This window comes from Agromyces sp. H17E-10 (assembly GCF_022919715.1).
Classification (GTDB): Bacteria; Actinomycetota; Actinomycetes; order Actinomycetales; family Microbacteriaceae; genus Agromyces.
The window spans coordinates 3883336-3903305 of sequence record NZ_CP095042.1; the positions used below are offsets into that span (position 1 = coordinate 3883336).

Sequence of the window (19970 nt, forward strand, 5' to 3'; positions counted from 1 at the left end):
TATTGTCCTTTACGGAGCATTCACTACATGACAACCGCAACGACCAAGGCGCCCAAGCAGGTCGCGATCAACGACATCGGATCTGCTGACGATTTCCTCGCCGCGGTCGAGAAGACTCTGAAGTTCTTCAACGACGGCGACCTCATCGAGGGCACCGTCGTGAAGATCGACCGCGACGAGGTCCTCCTCGACGTCGGCTACAAGACCGAGGGCGTCATCCCCTCGCGCGAGCTTTCCATCAAGCACGACGTCGACCCCAGCGAGGTCGTCGGCGTCGGCGACACCGTCGAGGCCCTCGTTCTCCAGAAGGAGGACAAGGAAGGCCGCCTCATCCTGTCGAAGAAGCGTGCGCAGTACGAGCGCGCCTGGGGCGACGTGGAGAAGATCAAGGAAGCCGACGGCGTCGTGACCGGTTCGGTCATCGAGGTCGTCAAGGGCGGCCTGATCGTCGACATCGGCCTCCGCGGCTTCCTCCCGGCGTCGCTCATCGAGCTCCGCCGCGTGCGCGACCTCACGCCGTACCTCGGCCAGGAGATCGAGGCGAAGATCCTCGAGCTCGACAAGAACCGCAACAACGTCGTGCTCTCGCGCCGTGCGCTCCTCGAGCAGACGCAGTCCGAGTCGCGTTCGACGTTCCTCGCGAACCTGCACCCGGGCCAGATCCGCAAGGGCGTCATCTCGTCGATCGTCAACTTCGGTGCGTTCGTCGACCTCGGCGGCGTGGACGGCCTCGTGCACGTCTCCGAGCTGTCGTGGAAGCACATCGAGCACGCCAGCGAGGTCGTCGAGGTCGGCCAGGAGGTCACCGTCGAGGTGCTCTCCGTCGAGCTCGACCGCGAGCGCGTCTCCCTGTCGCTCAAGGCGACGCAGGAGGACCCGTGGCAGGTCTTCGCCCGCACCCACGCGATCGGCCAGGTCGCACCGGGCAAGGTCACGAAGCTCGTGCCGTTCGGTGCGTTCGTCCGCGTGGCCGACGGCATCGAGGGCCTCGTGCACATCTCGGAGCTGTCGGGCAAGCACGTCGAGCTCGCCGAGCAGGTCGTGTCGGTCGGCGAAGAGGTCTTCGTCAAGGTCATCGACATCGACCTCGAGCGTCGCCGCATCTCGCTCTCGCTGAAGCAGGCGAACGAGGGCGTCGACCCCGAGGGCACCGAGTTCGACCCGGCGCTCTACGGCATGCTCACGGAGTACGACGAGCAGGGCAACTACAAGTACCCCGAGGGCTTCGACCCCGAGACCAACGAGTGGCGCGAGGGCTTCGAGGCCCAGCGCGAGAAGTGGGAGCAGGACTACGCTGCCGCTCAGGCTCGCTGGGAGGCGCACAAGAAGCAGGTTGCTGCTTCGCTCGCCGCCCAGGCTGCCGACGACTCGTTCTCGGCCGGCGGTGCCTCCTACTCGAGCGACTCGGCCGGCGCGGGCACCCTCGCCGACGACGCCTCGCTCGCGGCACTGCGCGAGAAGCTCTCGAGCAACAACTGATCGCATCCGCGACACGACTGAAGGCCGGTTCCCTCTGGAACCGGCCTTCGGCCGTTTCCGGGCGGCGTTCGCGGGATGCCCCGTGCGGTTCGGCGACGGCCGTGCGACGCCGAGCGGGCGGTCGTCAGGGCGCTGAAGCGGGATGCGCCGTGGCCGCCGTCCTGCGCGCACGGCGCCGGCGCGCGACGAGCACGAGCCCAACCACGAGGGCGATGACGCCGAAGACGACGAGCACGGGCGCGAGGACGGCCGCGAACGCGAGCGCGAAGCTCCCGGCGTCCTCGGCGGCGCTCACGGCGGGTGCGCCGAAGCCGAAGGTCGCCGCGTTGACGACCGGGCGGGCCCCCGCCTTCACGAGATGCACGAGGAGCGCCAGGCCTGCGCCGATCGCCACCGGCACCCACGCGTTCGAGGCGAAGAACGACTCGGGATCCGTCACGACGGCGGTCGTGGCGTCGATGCCCGTGCCGAAGACGATGCCGCCGGCCGTCGGGCGCACGACGGTCTGCACGAGGTCGTTCACGGAGTCGAGGCCGGGCACCTTGTCGGCGATGAACTCGATCGCGAGCAGCACCACGAGCACGAGCAGCACCCACTCGTTCGAGAGCCAGGCCCAGGCGGGTGGCAGCTCGACGAGGTCGGTGAACCGGTCGAGCGCCCCGAGCACCACGAGCGGGATCCACGCGTTGAGCCCGGCCGCGAGCGCGAGCCCGGTGCCCGTGAGCAGTTCGATCATCGGCCCTCCTCGTCGGATCGTGTCGAGTCTCGCATGGCTAGAGTGGTGTCGTGTATCTGATCGGGCTCACTGGCGGGATCGCCTCCGGAAAGTCGACCGTCGCGCGCAGGCTGTACGAGCACGGTGCCGTGCACATCGACGCCGACGACCTCGCCCGCCGGGTGGTGGAGCCCGGCACGCCGGGACTCGCGGCGGTGGTCGCCGAGTTCGGCGAGGGCGTGCTGCGCGCCGACGGATCGCTCGACCGGGTGAGGCTCGGCGAGATCGTCTTCAACGACGACGCGGCGAGGGCACGACTCAACGCGATCGTCCACCCGGCAGTTCGCGAGCTCTCATCGCGACTGATCGCGCGGGCCGAGGCCGACGACCCCGACGCGGTGGTCGTCTACGACGTGCCGCTCCTGGTCGAGGCATCCGTCGACCACCCGTTCGACCTCATCGTCGTGACGAACGCGCCGCGTCGCACCCAGGTGAAGCGGCTCGTCGAGGAGCGGGGGCTCGACCTCATGCAGGCCGAGGCGCGCGTCGACGCCCAGGTCGACAACACCCGGCGCCTTGCGATCGCCGACGTCGTGATCGACACCGACGGTTCGCTCGCGAGCACGATGAGCCAGACCGACGCACTGTGGGCGCGTGTCGCGGCGGAGCGCGCCGGACGCGATGTCGGAGGCCGCTCCTAGACTTGGAGCATGCAGGCCACGCGCTCAGTCCGTCCGTTCGAGGTCGTCAGCGAGTACCGTCCCAGCGGTGACCAGCCGCAGGCGATCGCCGAGCTCGCGGGCCGCGTGAACGCCGGCGAGACCGACATCGTGCTGCTCGGCGCGACCGGCACCGGCAAGTCGGCGACGACCGCGTGGCTCATCGAGCAGGTGCAGCGGCCGACGCTCGTGCTCGCGCACAACAAGACCCTCGCAGCGCAGCTCGCGACCGAGTTCAGAGAGCTGTTGCCGAACAACGCCGTCGAGTACTTCGTCTCGTACTACGACTACTACCAGCCCGAGGCGTACGTGCCGCAGACCGACACCTTCATCGAGAAGGACTCCTCGATCAACGCCGAGGTCGAGCGGCTGCGTCACTCGACGACGAACTCGCTGCTCAGTCGGCGCGACGTCGTCGTGGTCTCGACGGTCTCGTGCATCTACGGCCTCGGCACGCCCGAAGAGTACCTCGGCGCGATGATGCCGTTGCAGGTCGGCCAGCGGGTCGACCGCGACTGGCTCATCCGCAAGTTCGTGTCGATGCAGTACCAGCGCAACGACGTCGACTTCTCCCGCGGCAACTTCCGGGTTCGGGGCGACACGATCGAGATCATCCCGATCTACGAAGAGCTCGCCATCCGCATCGAGATGTTCGGCGACGAGATCGAGGCGCTCTACAGCCTGCACCCGCTCACGGGGCAGGTCGTCGCGAAGCTCGACGCCGTGCCCGTGTTCCCCGGGTCGCACTACGTGGCGTCCACCGACGTCATGCAGCGCGCCATCGGCACCATCCGCGACGAGCTCGACGAACGGCTCGCCGAGCTCGAGCGCGAGGGCAAGCTGCTCGAAGCCCAGCGCCTGCGCATGCGCACGACCTTCGACCTCGAGATGATGGAGCAGATCGGCTTCTGCTCGGGCATCGAGAACTACTCGCGGCACATCGACGGGCGCGCGCCGGGCGAGGCGCCGCACTGCCTGCTCGACTACTTCGCCGACGACTTCCTCGTCGTCATCGACGAGTCGCACGTGACGGTGCCGCAGATCGGCGCGATGTACGAGGGCGACTCGTCGCGCAAGCGCACGCTCGTCGAACACGGCTTCCGCCTGCCGAGCGCGCTCGACAACCGGCCGCTGAAGTGGGACGAGTTCAAGAACCGCGTCGGTCAGACCGTGTACCTCTCGGCGACGCCCGGCCGCTACGAGATGGGCGTCGCCGACGGCGTCGTCGAGCAGATCATCCGGCCGACCGGGCTGGTCGACCCCCAGATCGTCGTGAAGCCGTCGAAGGGGCAGATCGACGACCTCCTCGAAGAGATCCGCAAGCGCGCCGAGCGCGACGAGCGCGTGCTCGTCACGACGTTGACGAAGAAGATGGCCGAGGAGCTCACCGACTTCCTCACCGAGGCCGGCGTTCGGGTGCGCTATCTGCACTCCGACGTCGACACGCTCCGCCGCGTCGAACTCCTCACCGAGCTGCGTGCGGGCGTCTACGACGTGCTCGTCGGCATCAACCTGCTGCGCGAGGGCCTCGACCTGCCCGAGGTGTCGCTCGTCTCGATCCTCGACGCCGACAAAGAGGGCTTCCTGCGGTCGTCGACCTCGCTCATCCAGACGATCGGGCGTGCGGCCCGCAACGTCTCCGGCGAGGTGCACATGTACGCCGACGTCCTCACCGATTCGATGAAGCAGGCCATCGACGAGACGACGCGCCGCCGAGACAAGCAGCTCGAATACAACCGCGTCAACGGCATCGATCCGCAGCCCCTCCGCAAGCGCATCGCCGACATCACCGACGTGCTCGCCCGAGAAGAGGCCGACACCGCTGCGCTCCTGGCCGGTCGCGAGGGCCGCAAGAAGTCGCCCGTGCCGAACCTGCGCACCGAGGGCATCGCCGCCGAGGGGGCGAACGACCTCGAAGAGCTCATCCGCGACCTCAACGACCAGATGCTCGAGGCCGCCGGCGAACTCAAGTTCGAGTTGGCCGCGCGCCTTCGCGACGAGGTGTCCGAGCTCAAGCGCGAACTGCGGCAGATGGAGAAGGCCGGCCATCTGGGCTGAGGCGTCGGCAGCCGGGGGATTGCGGGCCGTCGGAGTGACCGCGTCGGCCCTCATTCGAACATCTGTTCGCCCACAGCGCAGCCCTCGCAGCTTCCGTGTCGGTGGTGCTCTCTAGACTCGAAGGGTGCCAGTTTCACGTCTCGATGCCCATTCGCGCCTGAGTGTCCGCGGTGCCCGCGTGCACAACCTGCACAACGTCGACGTCGAGATCCCGCGCGACGCGATGGTCGTCTTCACGGGCCTGTCGGGCTCGGGCAAGTCGTCGCTCGCGTTCGACACGATCTTCGCCGAGGGGCAGCGCCGCTACGTCGAGTCGCTGTCGGCGTACGCCCGGCAGTTCCTCGGACAGGTCGACCGGCCCGATGTCGACTTCATCGAGGGCCTGAGCCCGGCGGTGTCGATCGACCAGAAGTCGACGAACCGCAACCCGCGCTCGACCGTCGGCACGATCACCGAGATCTACGACTACATGCGTCTGCTCTGGGCGCGCATCGGCGTGCCGCACTGCCCGGTCTGCGGCGAGAAGATCCAGCGCCAGACGGTGCAGCAGATCGCCGACCGGCTGATGGAGCTCGAGGCGGGCACGCGATTCCAGGTGCTGAGCCCGGTCGTGTCGAAGAAGAAGGGTGAGTTCGTCGACCTCTTCCGCGACCTGGCGGCGCAGGGCTACTCGCGCGCCGTCGTCGACGGTGAGGTCGTCCGCCTCGACGACCCGCCGAAGCTCAAGAAGCAGGTCAAGCACGACATCTCGGTCGTCGTCGACCGCCTCGTCGCCGGCCCCGAGGTGCTCGGCCGGCTCACCGACTCGCTCGAGACCGCGCTGCGGCTCACCGACGGGCTCGTGCAGGTCAACTTCGTCGACGAAGCGGGCCCCGACGCGTGGCACACCTTCTCCGAGAAGCTCTCGTGCCCGAACCAGCACCCGATCCAGCTCACCGAGATCGAGCCGCGCACGTTCTCGTTCAACGCGCCCTTCGGCGCGTGCCCCGAGTGCTCGGGTCTCGGCACCCGCATGTCGGTCGACGAGGAGCTGCTGCTCGGCGACCCGGCACTCTCGATCGCCGACGGCGTGATCCTGCCGTGGACCTCGCAGGGCAAGAGCCTCTACAACTATTACGAGAAGCTGCTCGACGGGCTCGCCCGCGACCTGGGCTTCTCGCTCGACACCCCGTGGACCGAGTTGCCCGACGAGGCACGCCAAGCCGTGCTCCGCGGTCAGAACTTCGAGGTCAAGGTGCGGTGGCGCAACCGCTACGGCCGCGAGATGAGCTACACCTCGGGCTTCGAGGGCGTCGTGCCCTACATCGAGCGGCAGTACCTCCAGGCCGAGACCGACGTGCAGCGGGCCCGCTGGGCCGAGTACCTGCGCGAGGTGCCGTGCCCGGTGTGCGATGGCAAGCGGTTGAAGCCCGAGGTGCTCTCGGTGCTCATCCACGACCACAGCATCGCCGACGTGGGGCTGCTGAGCCTGACCGACGCCCGGGCGTTCATGGACCGGCTCGAGCTCACCGACCGCGAACAGGCCATCGGCGCGCAGGTGCTGCGCGAGATCAAGCTCCGGCTCGACTTCCTGATCCGGGTCGGCCTCAGCTACCTCGACCTCGCACGTGCCGCGGGCACGCTCTCGGGCGGCGAGGCGCAGCGCATCCGGCTCGCGACGCAGATCGGCTCGGGGCTGACGGGCGTGCTGTACGTGCTCGACGAGCCCAGCATCGGCCTCCACCAGCGCGACAACCGGCGCCTCATCGACACGCTCGTCGCGCTCCGCGACCTCGGCAACACGCTCATCGTCGTCGAGCACGACGAAGACACCATCCGCACCGCCGACTGGGTCGTCGACATCGGCCCCGGCGCCGGCGTGAACGGCGGCACGGTCGTGCACTCGGGCAGCTATGCCGACCTGCTGAAGAACACCCGGTCGCTCACGGGCGACTACCTCTCGGGCCGCAAGGAGATCGCGATCCCGACGCGTCGCCGCCCCATCGACCCCGAGCGCATGATCTCGGTCGAGGGCGCCGCAGCGAACAACCTCCGCGGGGTCGACGTCGAGTTCCCGCTCGGCACGTTCACCGCCGTGACGGGGGTGAGCGGTTCGGGCAAGTCCTCGCTCGTCAACGACATCCTCTACCGGGTGCTCGCGAACCGGCTCAACGGGGCGCGCAAGGTGCCGGGCAAGCACCGGCGGGTCACCGGGCTCGAGCACCTCGACAAGGTCGTGCACGTCGACCAGGCGCCGATCGGGCGCACGCCGCGATCGAACCCCGCGACCTACACGGGCGTCTTCGACCGCATCCGCACCCTCTTCTCCGAGACGACCGAGGCGAAGGCCCGCGGCTATCTGCCCGGTCGGTTCAGCTTCAACGTCAAGGGCGGCCGCTGCGAGGCGTGCTCGGGCGACGGCACGATCAAGATCGAGATGAACTTCCTGCCCGACGTCTACGTCGCGTGCGAGGTCTGCGGGGGCAAGCGCTACAACCGCGAGACGCTGCAGGTGCATTACAAGGGCAAGAACATCGCCGAGGTGCTCGAGATGCCGATCTCCGAGGCGGCAGAGTTCTTCGAGCCGATCTCGGCGATCCACCGGTACCTCAAGACGCTCGTCGACGTCGGCCTCGGCTACGTGCAGCTCGGCCAGAGCGCGACCACGCTCTCCGGAGGCGAGGCCCAGCGCGTGAAGCTCGCGACCGAGCTCCAGCGCCGCTCGAACGGCCGCAGCGTCTACGTGCTCGACGAGCCGACCACCGGTCTGCACTTCGAAGACGTGCAGAAGCTCCTGAAGGTGCTCGGCAAGCTCGTCGAGAAGGGCAACACCGTGATCGTCATCGAGCATTCGCTCGACGTCATCAAGTCGGCCGACTGGATCATCGACCTCGGGCCCGAGGGCGGCTCGGGCGGCGGCCAGATCGTCGCGACCGGCACCCCCGAGCACGTCGCGACGGTGGCCGAGAGCCACACCGGCTACTTCCTGCGCGAGATCTTCGACGCGGCGGCCGAGCGCGCCGACGTCGCCAGCTGAGCCGATGGCGAGCGCGCACGGCGGCGGCGACACCGTTCCGTACCGTCCGAAGGCGGGTGAGATCCCGACGAGCCCGGGCGTCTACCGCTTCCGCGACGCCGAGCGGCGGGTGCTCTACGTCGGCAAGGCGAAGAACCTCCGTGCGCGGCTGTCGAACTACTTCGCCCCGCTCCGCAGCCTGCACGAGCGAACGCGCCGAATGGTCACGACCGCGTCGTCGGTCGAGTGGACGGTCGTCGGCAGCGAGGTCGAGGCGCTGCAGCTCGAGATCACGTGGATCAACGAGTTCCACCCGCCGTTCAACGTCCGGTTCAAGGACGACAAGTCGTACCCGTACCTCGCGGTGACGATGGCCGATGAGGCGCCGCGGGCCTTCGTGACCCGCAATCGCAAGATCCGCGGGGCGCGGTACTTCGGACCGTACCCGAAGGTGTGGGCGATCAACGAGACGCTCGAGATCCTGCTCAGGCTGTTCCCGATCCGCACCTGCAAAGACAGCGACTACCGCCGGGCGATGGCGAGCGGCAAGCCCTGCTTCGCGGGCCAGATCGGCCGTTGCTTCGGGCCGTGCTCGGGGCTCGTCACGATCGAGGAGCACCGCGAGAACGTCGACCGGTTCGTCGGGTTCATGCAGAATCAAGACCGTCGCATCGTCGGCGAGCTCACCGATCGCATGCAGGCCGCCGCCGCCGCCCAGGAGTACGAGGCGGCGGCACGTTACCGCGACCGGCTGCAGGCGGCGAACGCGTTCTTCGAGAAGAGCGCGGTCGTGCTCGGCGACACGGTCGACCTCGACGTGTTCGGCGTCGACCACGACGAGCTCGCCGCCGCGGTGCAGCTGTTCATCGTCCGTGGCGGCCGGGTTCGCGGTGTGCACTCCTGGACCGTCGACAAGGAGCTCGACGTGCCGCTCGGAGATCTCGTCGACTCGATCGTGCAGAACGCCTACGCCGACGGCCTCACTCCGCCGGCCGAGGTCGTCGTGCCCGAGCTGCCCGACGACGCCGCGGCGCTCGAAGACTGGCTGGGCGCCGAGGCGGGTCGCAAGGTGCGGCTCAAGGTCGCCCAGCGCGGTGACAAGGCGTCGCTGCTCGCGACGGCGACGCAGAACGCCCGGCAGACGCTCATGCTGTACAAGACCCGTCGGAGTGCCGACTTCACGACCAGGTCGCGCGCGCTCGAAGACATCCAGGAGGCGCTCGGCATGGCCGAGGCGCCGCTCCGCATCGAGTGCTACGACGTCTCGCACCTGAGCGGCACCAACATCGTCGCATCCATGGTCGTCTTCGAAGACGGCCTGCCGCGCAAAGACGAGTACCGCCGTTTCACCATCCCGCAGTCGAGCGACGACACCGACTCCATCCACCAGGTGCTCACCCGTCGGCTCGCCTACCTCTCACCCGGCGGCGCCGTCACCGATACGGATGCCGCGACCGAGGTGCGTCCCGAGGGCGACGGGCACGTCGAAGGCACGTCCGCCGACGAACTCGTCACTCCCGAACGTCGCAAGAAGTTCACCTACCCGCCCAACCTGCTCGTCGTCGACGGCGGGCAGCCGCAGGTGGCCGCCGCCGCGAGGGCGCTCCGCGAGTCCGGCGTGCAGGGCATCTACCTGTGCGGAATCGCGAAGCGGCTGGAGGAGATCTGGACTCCCGAGAGCGACTTCCCGGTGATCCTTCCGCGCAACAGCGATGCGCTCTTCCTCTTCCAGCGCGTGCGCGACGAAGCGCACCGCTTCGCCATCACCCATCAACGCCAGCGACGCAAGCGCGACATCGGGTCGGTGCTCGCCGAGATCCCCGGACTCGGGCCGGCACGGGTGAAGGAACTCCTGCGTCATTTCGGGTCGGTCACGCGTCTCCGCGCCGCCGACGAGGCGGCCATCGCCGAGGTGAAGGGCATCGGACCGACGCTCGCCGCGACGGTGCACGCGCAGCTGCACGCCGACATGGCGCCCGCACCCCGCTAGGCTGGTGTGTCGGCTGGGTTGGCTTCGGCTGGAAGGGGGCCTGAATGGCGGCGGGGGAGCCCGAACGGCAGGAGATGCTGATCGTCACGGGGATGTCCGGTGCCGGGCGGTCGACCGTCGGCAACGCGCTCGAAGACCTCGGCTGGTACGTCGTCGACAACCTTCCGCCGCAGATGCTGCGGCCGCTCGTCGAACTCGTCGAACGGGCCGGCACGTCGCTGCCGCGGATCGCCGCCGTCGTCGACATCCGCGGCCGTGACTTCTTCGCCGAGCTGCAGGACATCATCCAGGCGCTCCGCACCGGAGTGAACGTGCGCGTCGTCTTCCTCGACGCCAACGACGCCGTGCTCGTGCGGCGTTTCGAAGCCGTGCGACGCCCGCACCCGCTCCAGGGCAACGGCACGCTCCTCGACGGCATCGGCGCCGAGCGGGCGCGCCTCGCGACGCTGCGCGAGGCGAGCGACTTCGTCGTCGACACCTCCGACCTCAACATCCACCAGCTCGCGAACCTCATCACCGAGACGTTCGCCGATGCCGACCACGCGGGACTGCGCGTGACGATGCAGAGCTTCGGGTTCAAGTACGGCGCACCCACCGACGCCGACCTGATCGCCGACGCCCGCTTCCTGCCGAACCCGTTCTGGAATCCCGAGCTGCGCCACCTGACGGGCGAAGACGCCCTCGTGCGCGACTTCGTGCTCGGCCAGCCCGGCGCGATGGAGTTCATCGACGCCTACGCGAAAGCGCTCGAGCCGGTGCTCGCCGGCTATCAACGAGAGAACAAGCGGCACGCGACGATCGCGATCGGCTGCACGGGCGGCAAGCACCGCTCGGTGGCGATGGTCCGAGCGCTGAGCGAGCGGGTCGCCGAGATGCCCGGAGTCGTCGTGAGTGTCAAGCATCGCGACCTCGGTCGCGAGTGACGCCGGGCCCGCAACACAGATTGGAAACACCAGGTGCCATTGACCGCTGATGTGAAAGAGGAGCTCGCACGCGTCGAGGTCTCCAAGACGAGCGTACGCGTCGCCGAACTCGCCTCCGTGCTGCGCTTCGCAGGCGGACTGCACATCATCCAGAACCGCATCGCGATCGAGGCCGAACTCGACTCGAAGACCGTCGCGAAGCGCGTCACGCGAGACCTCGGCGAGATCTACGGCGTTCGCCCCGACGTCTCGGTGATCTCGCCCTCGGGTGTGCGTCGGACCAACCAGTACCTCATCCGGGTGCTCGACGGCGGCGAGACGCTCGCCCGCCAGACCGGCCTGCTCGACGCCCGGCGCCGGCAGGTGCGCGGGCTGCCGAACAAGCTCACCACCGGCTCGCGGGACGAGATCGCCGCCGTGTGGCGCGGTGCGTTCCTCGCCCAGGGCAGCCTCACCGACCCGGGCCGCTCGGCCGCGCTCGAGGTGACGTGCCCGGGCAACGAGACCGCGATGGCGCTCGTCGGCGCTGCCGGCCGCCTCGGCATCTCCGCGAAGGCCCGCGAGGTGCGCGGCGTGCACCGCGTCGTCATCCGCGACGGCGAGGCGATCAGCGCGATGCTCTCCGCGATGGGTGCCACCGGCACGGTTCGCAACTGGGAGGAGCTGCGACAGCGTCGCGAGGTTCGCGCGACCGCGAACCGGCTCGTCAACTTCGACGACGCCAACCTCCGCCGCTCCGCGCAGGCGGCGGTCGCGGCCTGTGCCCGGGTCGAGCGTGCGATGGAGCTCCTCGGCGAGGACATCCCCGACCACCTCCGCTACGCCGGCGAGCTGCGCCTCGCGCACCGCGACGCGAGCCTCGACGAGCTCGGCCACCACGCCGACCCGCCGATGACGAAGGACGCGGTCGCCGGTCGCATCCGGCGACTCCTCGCGATGGCCGACAAGCGCGCGGCCGACCTCGGCGTGCCGGGCACGGAGGCGAGTCTGCCGGCGGACCTCGACGAGGTCTGACCGCAACGGAGGCGAGGCGGGGCCACCGGTGGCGGCGGACCTCGACGAGGTCTGACGGCACGGAGGCGAGGCGGTCGTGCATGACTCGGCAGACCTCGACGAGGCCTGACGGCCGACGCTGCGCAGGGGCATCCCGATCGCCGTTGCCCTCGATGACAAGCCCCGGTGCCGCCGGGTGCCCCGGGCATAGACTCGGGAGAGCGGCCGCGGAGGCCCGGGGAGACGCCCGGGCGCCCCGGCATGTCTGACAAGGAGAAGCAATGGCTGACTACACCCTCCCCGATCTCGCCTACGACTACTCGGCCCTCCAGCCGGCGATCAGCGGCACGATCATGGAGCTGCACCACTCGAAGCACCACCAGGCGTACGTGACCGGTGCGAACACCGCGCTCGCGCAACTGGCCGAGGCTCGGGACTCTGGCAACCTCGCCAACGTCAACAAGCTCGAGAAGGACCTCGCGTTCAACCTCGGCGGCCACGTCAACCACTCGATCTTCTGGACCAACATGTCGCCGAACGGCGGCGACAAGCCGACCGGCGAGCTCGCCGCGGCGATCGACGACCAGTTCGGGTCGTTCGACAAGTTCCAGGCGCACTTCACCGCCACCGCGCTCGGCGTGCAGGGTTCGGGCTGGGCGGTGCTCGCGTGGGACTCGCTCGGTCAGCGGCTGATCATCGTGCAGTTGTTCGACCAGCAGGGCAACCTGCCCGCCGGCATCGTCCCGCTCCTCATGCTCGACGTGTGGGAGCACGCGTACTACCTCGACTACAAGAACGTCCGCGCCGACTACGTCAAGGCGTTCTGGACGATCGTCGACTGGGCCAACGTCCAGCAGCGCTTCACCGCGGCTGGTGAGAAGACCTCAGGGCTGCTGCTACTGTCGTAAACCGGATGGTGTCCCCGGCCACTCCGGGGACACCGCCGTCCGATCAGTCCATCCATGAAAACGGCGCCGTCGCGCCTCGTCATTGAGGAGACACCTGTGTCTGTCAAGATCGGCATCAACGGCTTCGGCCGCATCGGCCGCAACTACCTCCGCGCCGCACTCGCCCAGGGCGCAGACCTCGAGATCGTCGCGGTGAACGACCTCACCGACAACAAGACGCTCGCGCACCTGCTCAAGTACGACTCCGTCACCGGCCGGCTCGACGTGAGCGTCGACTACGACGACGACCACATCATCGTCGACGGCAAGCCGATCAAGGCCTTCGCCGAGCGCGATCCCGCGAACCTGCCGTGGGGCGACCTCGGCGTCGACATCGTCATCGAGTCGACCGGCTTCTTCACGAAGGCCGCCGACGCGCGCAAGCACCTGGAGGCGGGCGCCAAGAAGGTGCTCATCTCGGCTCCCGCGACCGACGAGGACGCGACCTTCGTCATGGGCGTGAACGAGGACACGTACGTGCCCGAGCGTCACCACATCATCTCGAACGCGTCGTGCACCACGAACTGTCTCGCGCCCCTGGCGAAGGTGTTCAACGACGCCTTCGGCATCGAGCGCGGCCTCATGACGACGGTGCACGCGTACACGGCCGACCAGAACCTGCAGGACGGCCCCCACCGCGACCTGCGTCGCGCCCGCGCCGCCGCGATCAACATCGTGCCGACGTCGACGGGCGCCGCGAAGGCGATCGGCCTCGTGCTGCCCGAACTCGTCGGCAAGCTCGACGGCTTCGCGCTGCGCGTGCCGGTGCCGACCGGTTCGATCACCGACCTGACCGTGACGGCATCGCGCCCGGTCACGGTCGACGAGATCAAGGCCGCCTACAAGGCGGCCGCCGAGGGGCCCCTGAAGGGCATCCTCAAGTACACGGAGGACGAGATCGTCTCGTCCGACATCGTCTCCGATCCGCACTCGTCGATCTTCGACGCAGGTCTCGTGCGCGTGATCGGCGACCAGGTGAAGCTCTCGAGCTGGTACGACAACGAGTGGGGCTACTCCAACCGTCTCGTCGACCTGACCGAGTACGTCGCCGACCGACTCTGAAACGAGAACACGTGACCCTGCGAACCATCTCCTCACTCGGTGACCTCGCGGGCAAGCGCGTCGTCGTCCGCTGCGACCTCAACGTTCCGCTGAACGAGGGGTCCATCACGGACGACGGCCGCGTGCGCGCATCGGTGCCCACGATCGACGCCCTGCGATCGCAGGGCGCCCGAGTGATCGTCGTCTCCCACCTCGGCCGTCCCGACGGGGCGCCCGACCCGAAGTACAGCCTGGCGCCGGTCGCGACCCGTCTCGGCGAACTGCTCGACGCCCCGGTCGCGTTCGCGACCGACACGGTCGGCGAGGATGCCGCGGCCAAGGTGGCCGCTCTCGGCGACGGCGACGTGCTCGTGCTCGAGAACCTGCGCTTCAACCCGGGTGAGACCTCGAAGAACGAGGCCGAGCGCACCGCGTTCGCCGGCGAGCTCGCCGGCTTCGCCGACGCCGTCGTCTCCGACGGGTTCGGCGTCGTGCACCGCAAGCAGGCGAGCGTCTACGAGCTCGCCGAGCTCCGGCCGAGCGCCGCAGGCCTCCTCATCGCCGCCGAGCTCGACGTGCTCGACCGGCTCACCGAGAACCCCGAGCGGCCGTACACGGTCGTGCTCGGCGGCTCGAAGGTCTCCGACAAGCTCGGCGTCATCGCGCACCTGCTGCCGCGCGTCGACCGGCTGCTCATCGGCGGCGGCATGCTCTTCACCTTCCTCGCCGCACAGGGCCACAAGGTCGGCTCGAGCCTGCTCGAGGCCGACCAGATCGAGACGGTCGACGGCTACCTCGCCGAGGCGGCCGAGCGCGGCGTCGAACTCGTACTCCCGACCGACGTGGTCGTCGCCGCATCGTTCTCGGCCGACGCCGAGCACGTCGTCACGCCCGCCGACGCGATCGAGGAGACGTCGTTCGGTGCATCCGGTCTCGGCCTCGACATCGGCCCCGAGACGGCTGCGCGGTTCGCAGAGCTCATCCGCGACTCGAAGACCGTCTTCTGGAACGGTCCGATGGGCGTCTTCGAGCTCGCACCCTTCGCCGAGGGGACCCGTGCGGTCGCCGAGGCGCTCACCGAGGTCGACGGCCTCAGCGTCATCGGCGGAGGCGACTCGGCCGCGGCCGTGCGCGTGCTCGGCTTCGACGACGAACGATTCGGACACATCTCGACGGGCGGGGGCGCGAGCCTCGAGTTCCTCGAGGGCAAGAAGCTCCCCGGACTGGAGGTCCTCGGATGGCAGTGAAGCGCACCCCGTTCATCGCGGGCAACTGGAAGATGAACCTCGACCACCTGCAGTCGATCGCGTTCGTGCAGAAGCTCGCATGGGCGCTCGACGACGCGAAGCACGACTACGCCGACGCCGAGGTGGCGGTCTTCCCGCCGTTCACCGACCTGCGGAGCGTGCAGACGCTCGTCGCGGCCGACTCGCTCTCGATCGGCTACGGCGCGCAGGACCTCTCGAAGCACGACTCGGGGGCGTACACGGGCGAGATCTCTGGGGCGTTCCTCAAGCAGCTCGACTGCGGCTACGTCATCATCGGCCACTCCGAGCGGCGCACGCTGCACGGTGAGACCGACGCCGACGTGAACGCGAAGGTCATCGCGGCCCACCGGCACGGCATCGTGCCGGTGCTCTGCGTCGGCGAGACCGCCGAAGACCTCGAGGCGCACGGCGCGAGCGCCGTGCCCGTCGCGCAGCTGCGCGCCGCCCTCGAGGGCGTCGACGCCTCGAAGGGCCTCGTCGTGGCGTACGAGCCGGTCTGGGCGATCGGCTCGGGCCAGGCGGCGACGCCGGCCCAGGCCGAGCAGGTGGCCGCCGCCCTCCGTACCGTGCTCGCCGAGATCGCAGGCGACGAGATCGCGGCATCCACGCGCATCCTCTACGGCGGTTCGGTGAAGGCGGCGAACATCGCGGCGTTCCTGCGCGAGCCGAACGTCGACGGCGCGCTCGTCGGCGGTGCGAGCCTCGACATCGACGAGTTCTCGAGCATCGTCCGCTTCAAGAAGCACGTCGGCGCCTGAACGCGGCCGGGGTCCGCGGCGAGCCTCCGGACCCCGGTGCCGCACCCGGCTATACTCGATTGTCGGCATCGACCCCCTGCGTCGTGCCCGGAAAGGTTCACCGTGGAGATTCTCCAAGTCGTGCTCGAGGTGCTGCTCGGCCTCACGAGCCTGCTCCTGACGCTGCTCATCCTGCTGCACAAGGGTCGCGGCGGCGGTCTGTCCGACATGTTCGGCGGCGGCGTCACCTCGAGCCTCGGTGCATCCGGCGTCGCCGAGCGCAACCTGAACCGCATCACCGTGGTGCTCGGGCTCGTGTGGATCACGTGCATCGTGATCCTCGGCCTGATCACCAAGTTCCAGACCGGCGCCTGACGAGGAGACGACATGGCATCAGGCAACAGCGCCATCCGCGGCTCCCGCGTCGGAGCCGGTCCCATGGGCGAGCAGGACCGCGGCTTCCATGCCGACCGCGTCGCGGTGAGCTACTGGGACGCCCAGGGCAACGAGACCGTGCGCTACTTCGCGGCGAACCTGCCCGAAGAGGAGATCCCCGACGTCATCGACAGCCCGTCGACCGGGCTGCCGGCGGGCCGCGACCGTGAGAACCCGCCTGCGGTGACGAAGCTCGAACCGTACAAGACGCACCTCGCCTACGTGAAGGAGCGCCGCACCGAGGACGAGGCGGCGCAGCTCCTCGACGACGCGCTCAACCAGCTCCGCGCGCGGCGCGGACAGGTGTCGAAGGACTGACCGCACCGCACGGTGCTGACATGACGAAGGGCGGGCCGATCGGCCCGCCCTTCGTCATGTCACGTGGTACTCGACGACTCAGTACTCGCGTGCGATGAGCGCTTCGGGCACCTCCGCCGCGGCATCCTGATCGACGAAGAAGACGGTGCGACGCCGGCCCTTGATGCCGGCCACGGGCACCTCGTCGCGGCTGGCGCCGGCGAGTGCGAGGCCCAGGGCCGACGCCTTGTCGGCGCCCGCGAGCACCATCCAGACGCGCTGCGAGGCGTTCAGCACCGGCCGGGTGAGGCTCAGGCGCTCGGGCGGCGGCTTGGGCGACTCGCGCACGGCGATCACCGTCTGGTCGGTGACCTCGATGCCCGAGCGGTGCGGGAAGAGCGACGCGACATGGCCGTCGGGCCCGACGCCGAGGAACGTGATGTCGAAGACCGGGTGCGCGAAGCCCTCCGCCGCGTGATCGGCGAGCTCGGCCGCGTAGTCGACCGCGGCCTCGTCGAGCGTGAGCCCCGAGTCGGACGCGGGGAACGGGTGCAGGTTGTCGTCCGGCAGGTCGAGGTCGTCGAGCAGCGCCTCGTGCGACTGGCGGTCGTTGCGGTCGGCGTCGCCGGACGGCACCCAGCGTTCGTCGCCCCACCAGAAGTGCACGCGCGACCAGTCGACCGACATGCGGGCGGGGGAGGCCGCGACGGCCTCGAGCACGGCGGACCCCATCGAGCCGCCCGTGAGGACGACGTGGACGACGGCCTGCGCGTCGAGCAGGTCGAGGGTCTTCGTGATGAACCTCGCCGCCACCGCTCCGGCCAGCGTCGCCTTGTCGGGGTGCACGAGCACCCGTCGTTCGTTCGTCACGCGATCTCCTCCGCACCGTCGTCAGCGAGGAGTCGGAGCCCCTGCGCGATCACTTCACCGTACAGCTCGTCGGGGTCGAGGCGGCGCAGTTCGTCGGCGAGGCAGTCGCGAAGGCTGCGCCGGGGGAGGGCCACATCGTGCAGCGGCTGGTCGGGCTGGCGCAGGGTCGCCACGCCGGGCACGTCGCGCACGAGCTCGATCGGACCGCTCGGTCGGTCGAGTCGCACGCCGTGGATGCCGTGCGAGCCCTCGTCGACCCCGGTCAGTTCGACCTCGGTCGCGCACCCGAGCTGCAGGCGCAGCCACGCCGCGAGCAGCGTCGTCGACGGCGAGTCGATCGCTCCCGACACGTGCACGGCGGTGATGGGCTCGTACGGCGGCTGGTCGAGCACGGCGGCCAGCTGCGCACGCCAGAGCGTGAGCCGCGTCCACGCGAAGTCGGCGTCGCCCGGCGTGTAGCTCGCCGCGAGCGCGTGCAGCGCGGCCTGCGGATCGGCCTGGGTCGAGGCATCCGTGATGCGCCGTTGCGCGATGCGCCCGAGCGGCGATCGACCGGGCACCTCGGGGGCTGCGCCCGGCCACCACGTCACCACGGGGGCGTCGGGCAGCAAGAGCGCCATGACGAGGCTCTCCTCGTAACGGGCCGCGTCACCGCGAGCGCGCAGGATGATGACCTCGCTCGCGCCGGCGTCGCCGCCGACGCGGATCTCGGCGTCGAGGCGCGCCTCGACCGCGTCGGTTGCCGTGCCGGGCTCGATGGACACAACGATGACCCGCATCGGATGCTCCCGCGAGGCGTCGTTCGCGGCCTCGATCGCCTCCTCCTCGGCGTCGGGCGTCGTGGCGATGACGAGCGTCAGCACGCGGCCGAGCGCGACGACGCCGCCCTCCTCGCGGATCTTCACGAGGGCCTTCGAGACCTGGCTCGTGGTCGTGTCGGGCAGTTCGACGATCATGGCCGCCTCCAGGTGCGTCCGTCGCGGGCGAGGAGCTCGTCGGCCGAGCTGGGGCCCCAGGTGCCGGGGCGGTACTGCTCGGGCTGCCCCTGGGTCGCCCAGAACTCCTCGATCGGGTCGAGGATCTTCCAGCTGAGCTCGACCTCCTCCTGACGGGGGAAGAGGGGCGGGTCGCCGAGCAGGACGTCGAGGATGAGTCGTTCGTAGGCTTCGGGGCTCGCCTCGGTGAACGCGTGGCCGTAGCCGAAGTCCATCGTCACGTCGCGCACCTGCATGCCCGCGCCCGGCACCTTCGAGCCGAAGCGGATCGTGACGCCCTCGTCGGGCTGCACCCGGATGACGAGCGCGTTCTGGCCGAGCTCGGAGGTCTGGCTGTCGGCGAAGAGCTGCTGCGGTGCGCGCTTGAACACGACCGCGATCTCGGTGACCCGCCGGCCGAGGCGCTTGCCCGCGCGGAGGTAGAACGGCACGCCGGCCCAGCGGCGGGTGCCGATCGTGAGCTTCATGGCCGCATACGTCTCGGTCGTGGAGGCGGGGTTCATGCCGTCCTCCTCGAGGAAGCCGACGACCTGCTCGCCACCCTGCCAACCGCCCGAGTACTGGCCGCGTGCGGTTCCAGCGGCCAGGTCTTCGGGGATGCGCACGGCGGCGAGGATCTTCTCCTTCTCCGCCCGCAGGTCGGCCGCGTCGAACGAGATGGGCTCTTCCATCGCCGTGAGCGCGAGCAGCTGCAGCAGGTGGTTCTGGATGACGTCGCGAGCAGCGCCGATGCCGTCGTAGTAGCCGGCCCGGCCGCCCACGCCGATGTCCTCGGCCATCGTGATCTGCACGTGGTCGACGAAGTTCGCGTTCCAGATCGGCTCGTACAACTGGTTGGCGAAGCGCAGCGCGAGGATGTTCTGCACCGTCTCCTTGCCGAGGTAGTGGTCGATGCGGAACACCGAGTCGGGCGGGAACACGCTCGCCACAACGTCGTTGAGGTCGCGCGCCGACGCCAGGTCGCTGCCGAACGGCTTCTCGATCACGACGCGCCGCCACTGCCCGTCGCGCTGCTCGGTGAGCCCCGAGCGCTTGAGCTGCTCGGTCACGAGTGGGAACGACTTCGGCGGGATCGAGAGGTAGAACGCGTGGTTGCCCATCGTGCCGCGTTCGCGGTCGAGCGACTCGACGACGTCGCGCAACCGGTCGAACGCGGCGTCGTCGTCGAACGTGCCCATCACGAAGCGGATGCCCCGCGCGAGCTGCTGCCACACGTCCTCACGGAACTCGGTGCGGGCGTACTGCTTGACCGAGTCGTGCACCACCTGTGCGAAGTCCTCGTCCTCCCAGTCGCGCCGGGCGAATCCGACGAGCGCGAACCCCGGGGGCAGGAGCCCCCGGTTCGCGAGGTCGTACACGGCCGGCATCAGCTTCTTGCGCGACAGGTCGCCCGTGACGCCGAAGATGATGAGGCTCGACGGCCCCGCGATGCGGTTGAGCCGGTAGTCCTTGGGAGATCGGAGGGGGTTGTGCTGCGCCGAGATCTCTGCCGAAACCACGTGCGGGTC

The 19970-nt window shown here is 69.4% G+C and carries 17 protein-coding genes; 13 read left to right on the forward strand and 4 right to left on the reverse strand.

What is annotated here, in order from left to right; all coding sequences use genetic code 11:
• Nucleotides 1–27 precede the first annotated feature (27 nt).
• Nucleotides 28–1479, forward strand: coding sequence for a 30S ribosomal protein S1 (gene rpsA, locus MUN74_RS17575; protein WP_244853900.1), 1452 nt, complete (start codon nucleotides 28–30; stop codon nucleotides 1477–1479).
• 124 nt (nucleotides 1480–1603) lie between these two features.
• Here rpsA and MUN74_RS17580 read toward each other — a convergent pair whose 3' ends face one another.
• The gene (locus MUN74_RS17580) at nucleotides 1604–2215 is read right to left on the reverse strand and encodes a DUF4126 domain-containing protein (RefSeq protein ID WP_244853901.1); all 612 of its coding nucleotides are present in this window, start codon (nucleotides 2213–2215) and stop codon (nucleotides 1604–1606) included.
• Nucleotides 2216–2265: 50 nt separating this feature from the next.
• Here MUN74_RS17580 and coaE point away from each other — a divergent pair, with 50 nt between their 5' ends.
• The 12 genes from coaE (at nucleotide 2266) to MUN74_RS17640 (ending at nucleotide 16618) form a co-directional block, all read left to right on the forward strand.
• The gene (gene coaE / locus MUN74_RS17585) at nucleotides 2266–2895 is read left to right on the forward strand and encodes a dephospho-CoA kinase (RefSeq protein ID WP_244853902.1); all 630 of its coding nucleotides are present in this window, start codon (nucleotides 2266–2268) and stop codon (nucleotides 2893–2895) included.
• A 9-nt stretch (nucleotides 2896–2904) separates the two neighbouring features.
• Nucleotides 2905–4971, forward strand: coding sequence for an excinuclease ABC subunit UvrB (gene uvrB / locus MUN74_RS17590; RefSeq protein ID WP_244853903.1), 2067 nt, complete (start codon nucleotides 2905–2907; stop codon nucleotides 4969–4971).
• Nucleotides 4972–5095: 124 nt separating this feature from the next.
• Nucleotides 5096–7987, forward strand: coding sequence for an excinuclease ABC subunit UvrA (uvrA, locus tag MUN74_RS17595; RefSeq protein WP_244853904.1), 2892 nt, complete (start codon nucleotides 5096–5098; stop codon nucleotides 7985–7987).
• A gap of 4 nt (nucleotides 7988–7991) precedes the next feature.
• Complete coding sequence (uvrC, locus tag MUN74_RS17600; protein WP_244853905.1) at nucleotides 7992–9956, forward strand: excinuclease ABC subunit UvrC; 1965 nt, start codon at nucleotides 7992–7994, stop codon at nucleotides 9954–9956.
• A 44-nt stretch (nucleotides 9957–10000) separates the two neighbouring features.
• A complete protein-coding gene (rapZ, locus tag MUN74_RS17605; protein WP_244853906.1) occupies nucleotides 10001–10879 on the forward strand; it encodes an RNase adapter RapZ in 879 nt (292 codons plus the stop codon).
• 33 nt (nucleotides 10880–10912) lie between these two features.
• Nucleotides 10913–11893 (forward strand): DNA-binding protein WhiA, encoded by a 981-nt coding sequence (gene whiA, locus MUN74_RS17610; protein WP_244853907.1) that lies wholly within the window; start codon nucleotides 10913–10915, stop codon nucleotides 11891–11893.
• Between the two features lie 260 nt (nucleotides 11894–12153).
• Entirely contained in the window at nucleotides 12154–12780 is a 627-nt protein-coding gene (locus tag MUN74_RS17615) for a superoxide dismutase (RefSeq protein WP_244853908.1), read from the forward strand.
• Nucleotides 12781–12876: 96 nt separating this feature from the next.
• Nucleotides 12877–13881, forward strand: coding sequence for a type I glyceraldehyde-3-phosphate dehydrogenase (gene gap / locus MUN74_RS17620; protein ID WP_244853909.1), 1005 nt, complete (start codon nucleotides 12877–12879; stop codon nucleotides 13879–13881).
• 11 nt (nucleotides 13882–13892) lie between these two features.
• Nucleotides 13893–15107, forward strand: coding sequence for a phosphoglycerate kinase (locus MUN74_RS17625; RefSeq protein WP_244853910.1), 1215 nt, complete (start codon nucleotides 13893–13895; stop codon nucleotides 15105–15107).
• Entirely contained in the window at nucleotides 15098–15886 is a 789-nt protein-coding gene (gene tpiA / locus MUN74_RS17630) for a triose-phosphate isomerase (RefSeq protein ID WP_244853911.1), read from the forward strand. The genes MUN74_RS17625 and tpiA overlap by 10 nt, the downstream gene beginning before the upstream one ends.
• 102 nt (nucleotides 15887–15988) lie before the next feature.
• The gene (secG, locus tag MUN74_RS17635; RefSeq protein ID WP_231430937.1) at nucleotides 15989–16240 is read left to right on the forward strand and encodes a preprotein translocase subunit SecG; all 252 of its coding nucleotides are present in this window, start codon (nucleotides 15989–15991) and stop codon (nucleotides 16238–16240) included.
• Nucleotides 16241–16252: 12 nt separating this feature from the next.
• A complete protein-coding gene (locus tag MUN74_RS17640) occupies nucleotides 16253–16618 on the forward strand; it encodes an RNA polymerase-binding protein RbpA (RefSeq protein WP_244853912.1) in 366 nt (121 codons plus the stop codon).
• Nucleotides 16619–16696: 78 nt separating this feature from the next.
• Here MUN74_RS17640 and pgl read toward each other — a convergent pair whose 3' ends face one another.
• From pgl to zwf, 3 genes are read right to left on the reverse strand one after another with little or no spacing between them, the layout of a single operon-like run.
• Nucleotides 16697–17467 (reverse strand): 6-phosphogluconolactonase, encoded by a 771-nt coding sequence (gene pgl, locus MUN74_RS17645; protein WP_244853913.1) that lies wholly within the window; start codon nucleotides 17465–17467, stop codon nucleotides 16697–16699.
• A complete protein-coding gene (locus MUN74_RS17650; RefSeq protein WP_244853914.1) occupies nucleotides 17464–18423 on the reverse strand; it encodes a glucose-6-phosphate dehydrogenase assembly protein OpcA in 960 nt (319 codons plus the stop codon). The genes pgl and MUN74_RS17650 overlap by 4 nt, the downstream gene beginning before the upstream one ends.
• Nucleotides 18420–19961, reverse strand: coding sequence for a glucose-6-phosphate dehydrogenase (gene zwf / locus MUN74_RS17655; protein ID WP_244853915.1), 1542 nt, complete (start codon nucleotides 19959–19961; stop codon nucleotides 18420–18422). Before zwf ends, MUN74_RS17650 begins: the two co-directional genes overlap by 4 nt.
• Nucleotides 19962–19970 lie beyond the last annotated feature (9 nt).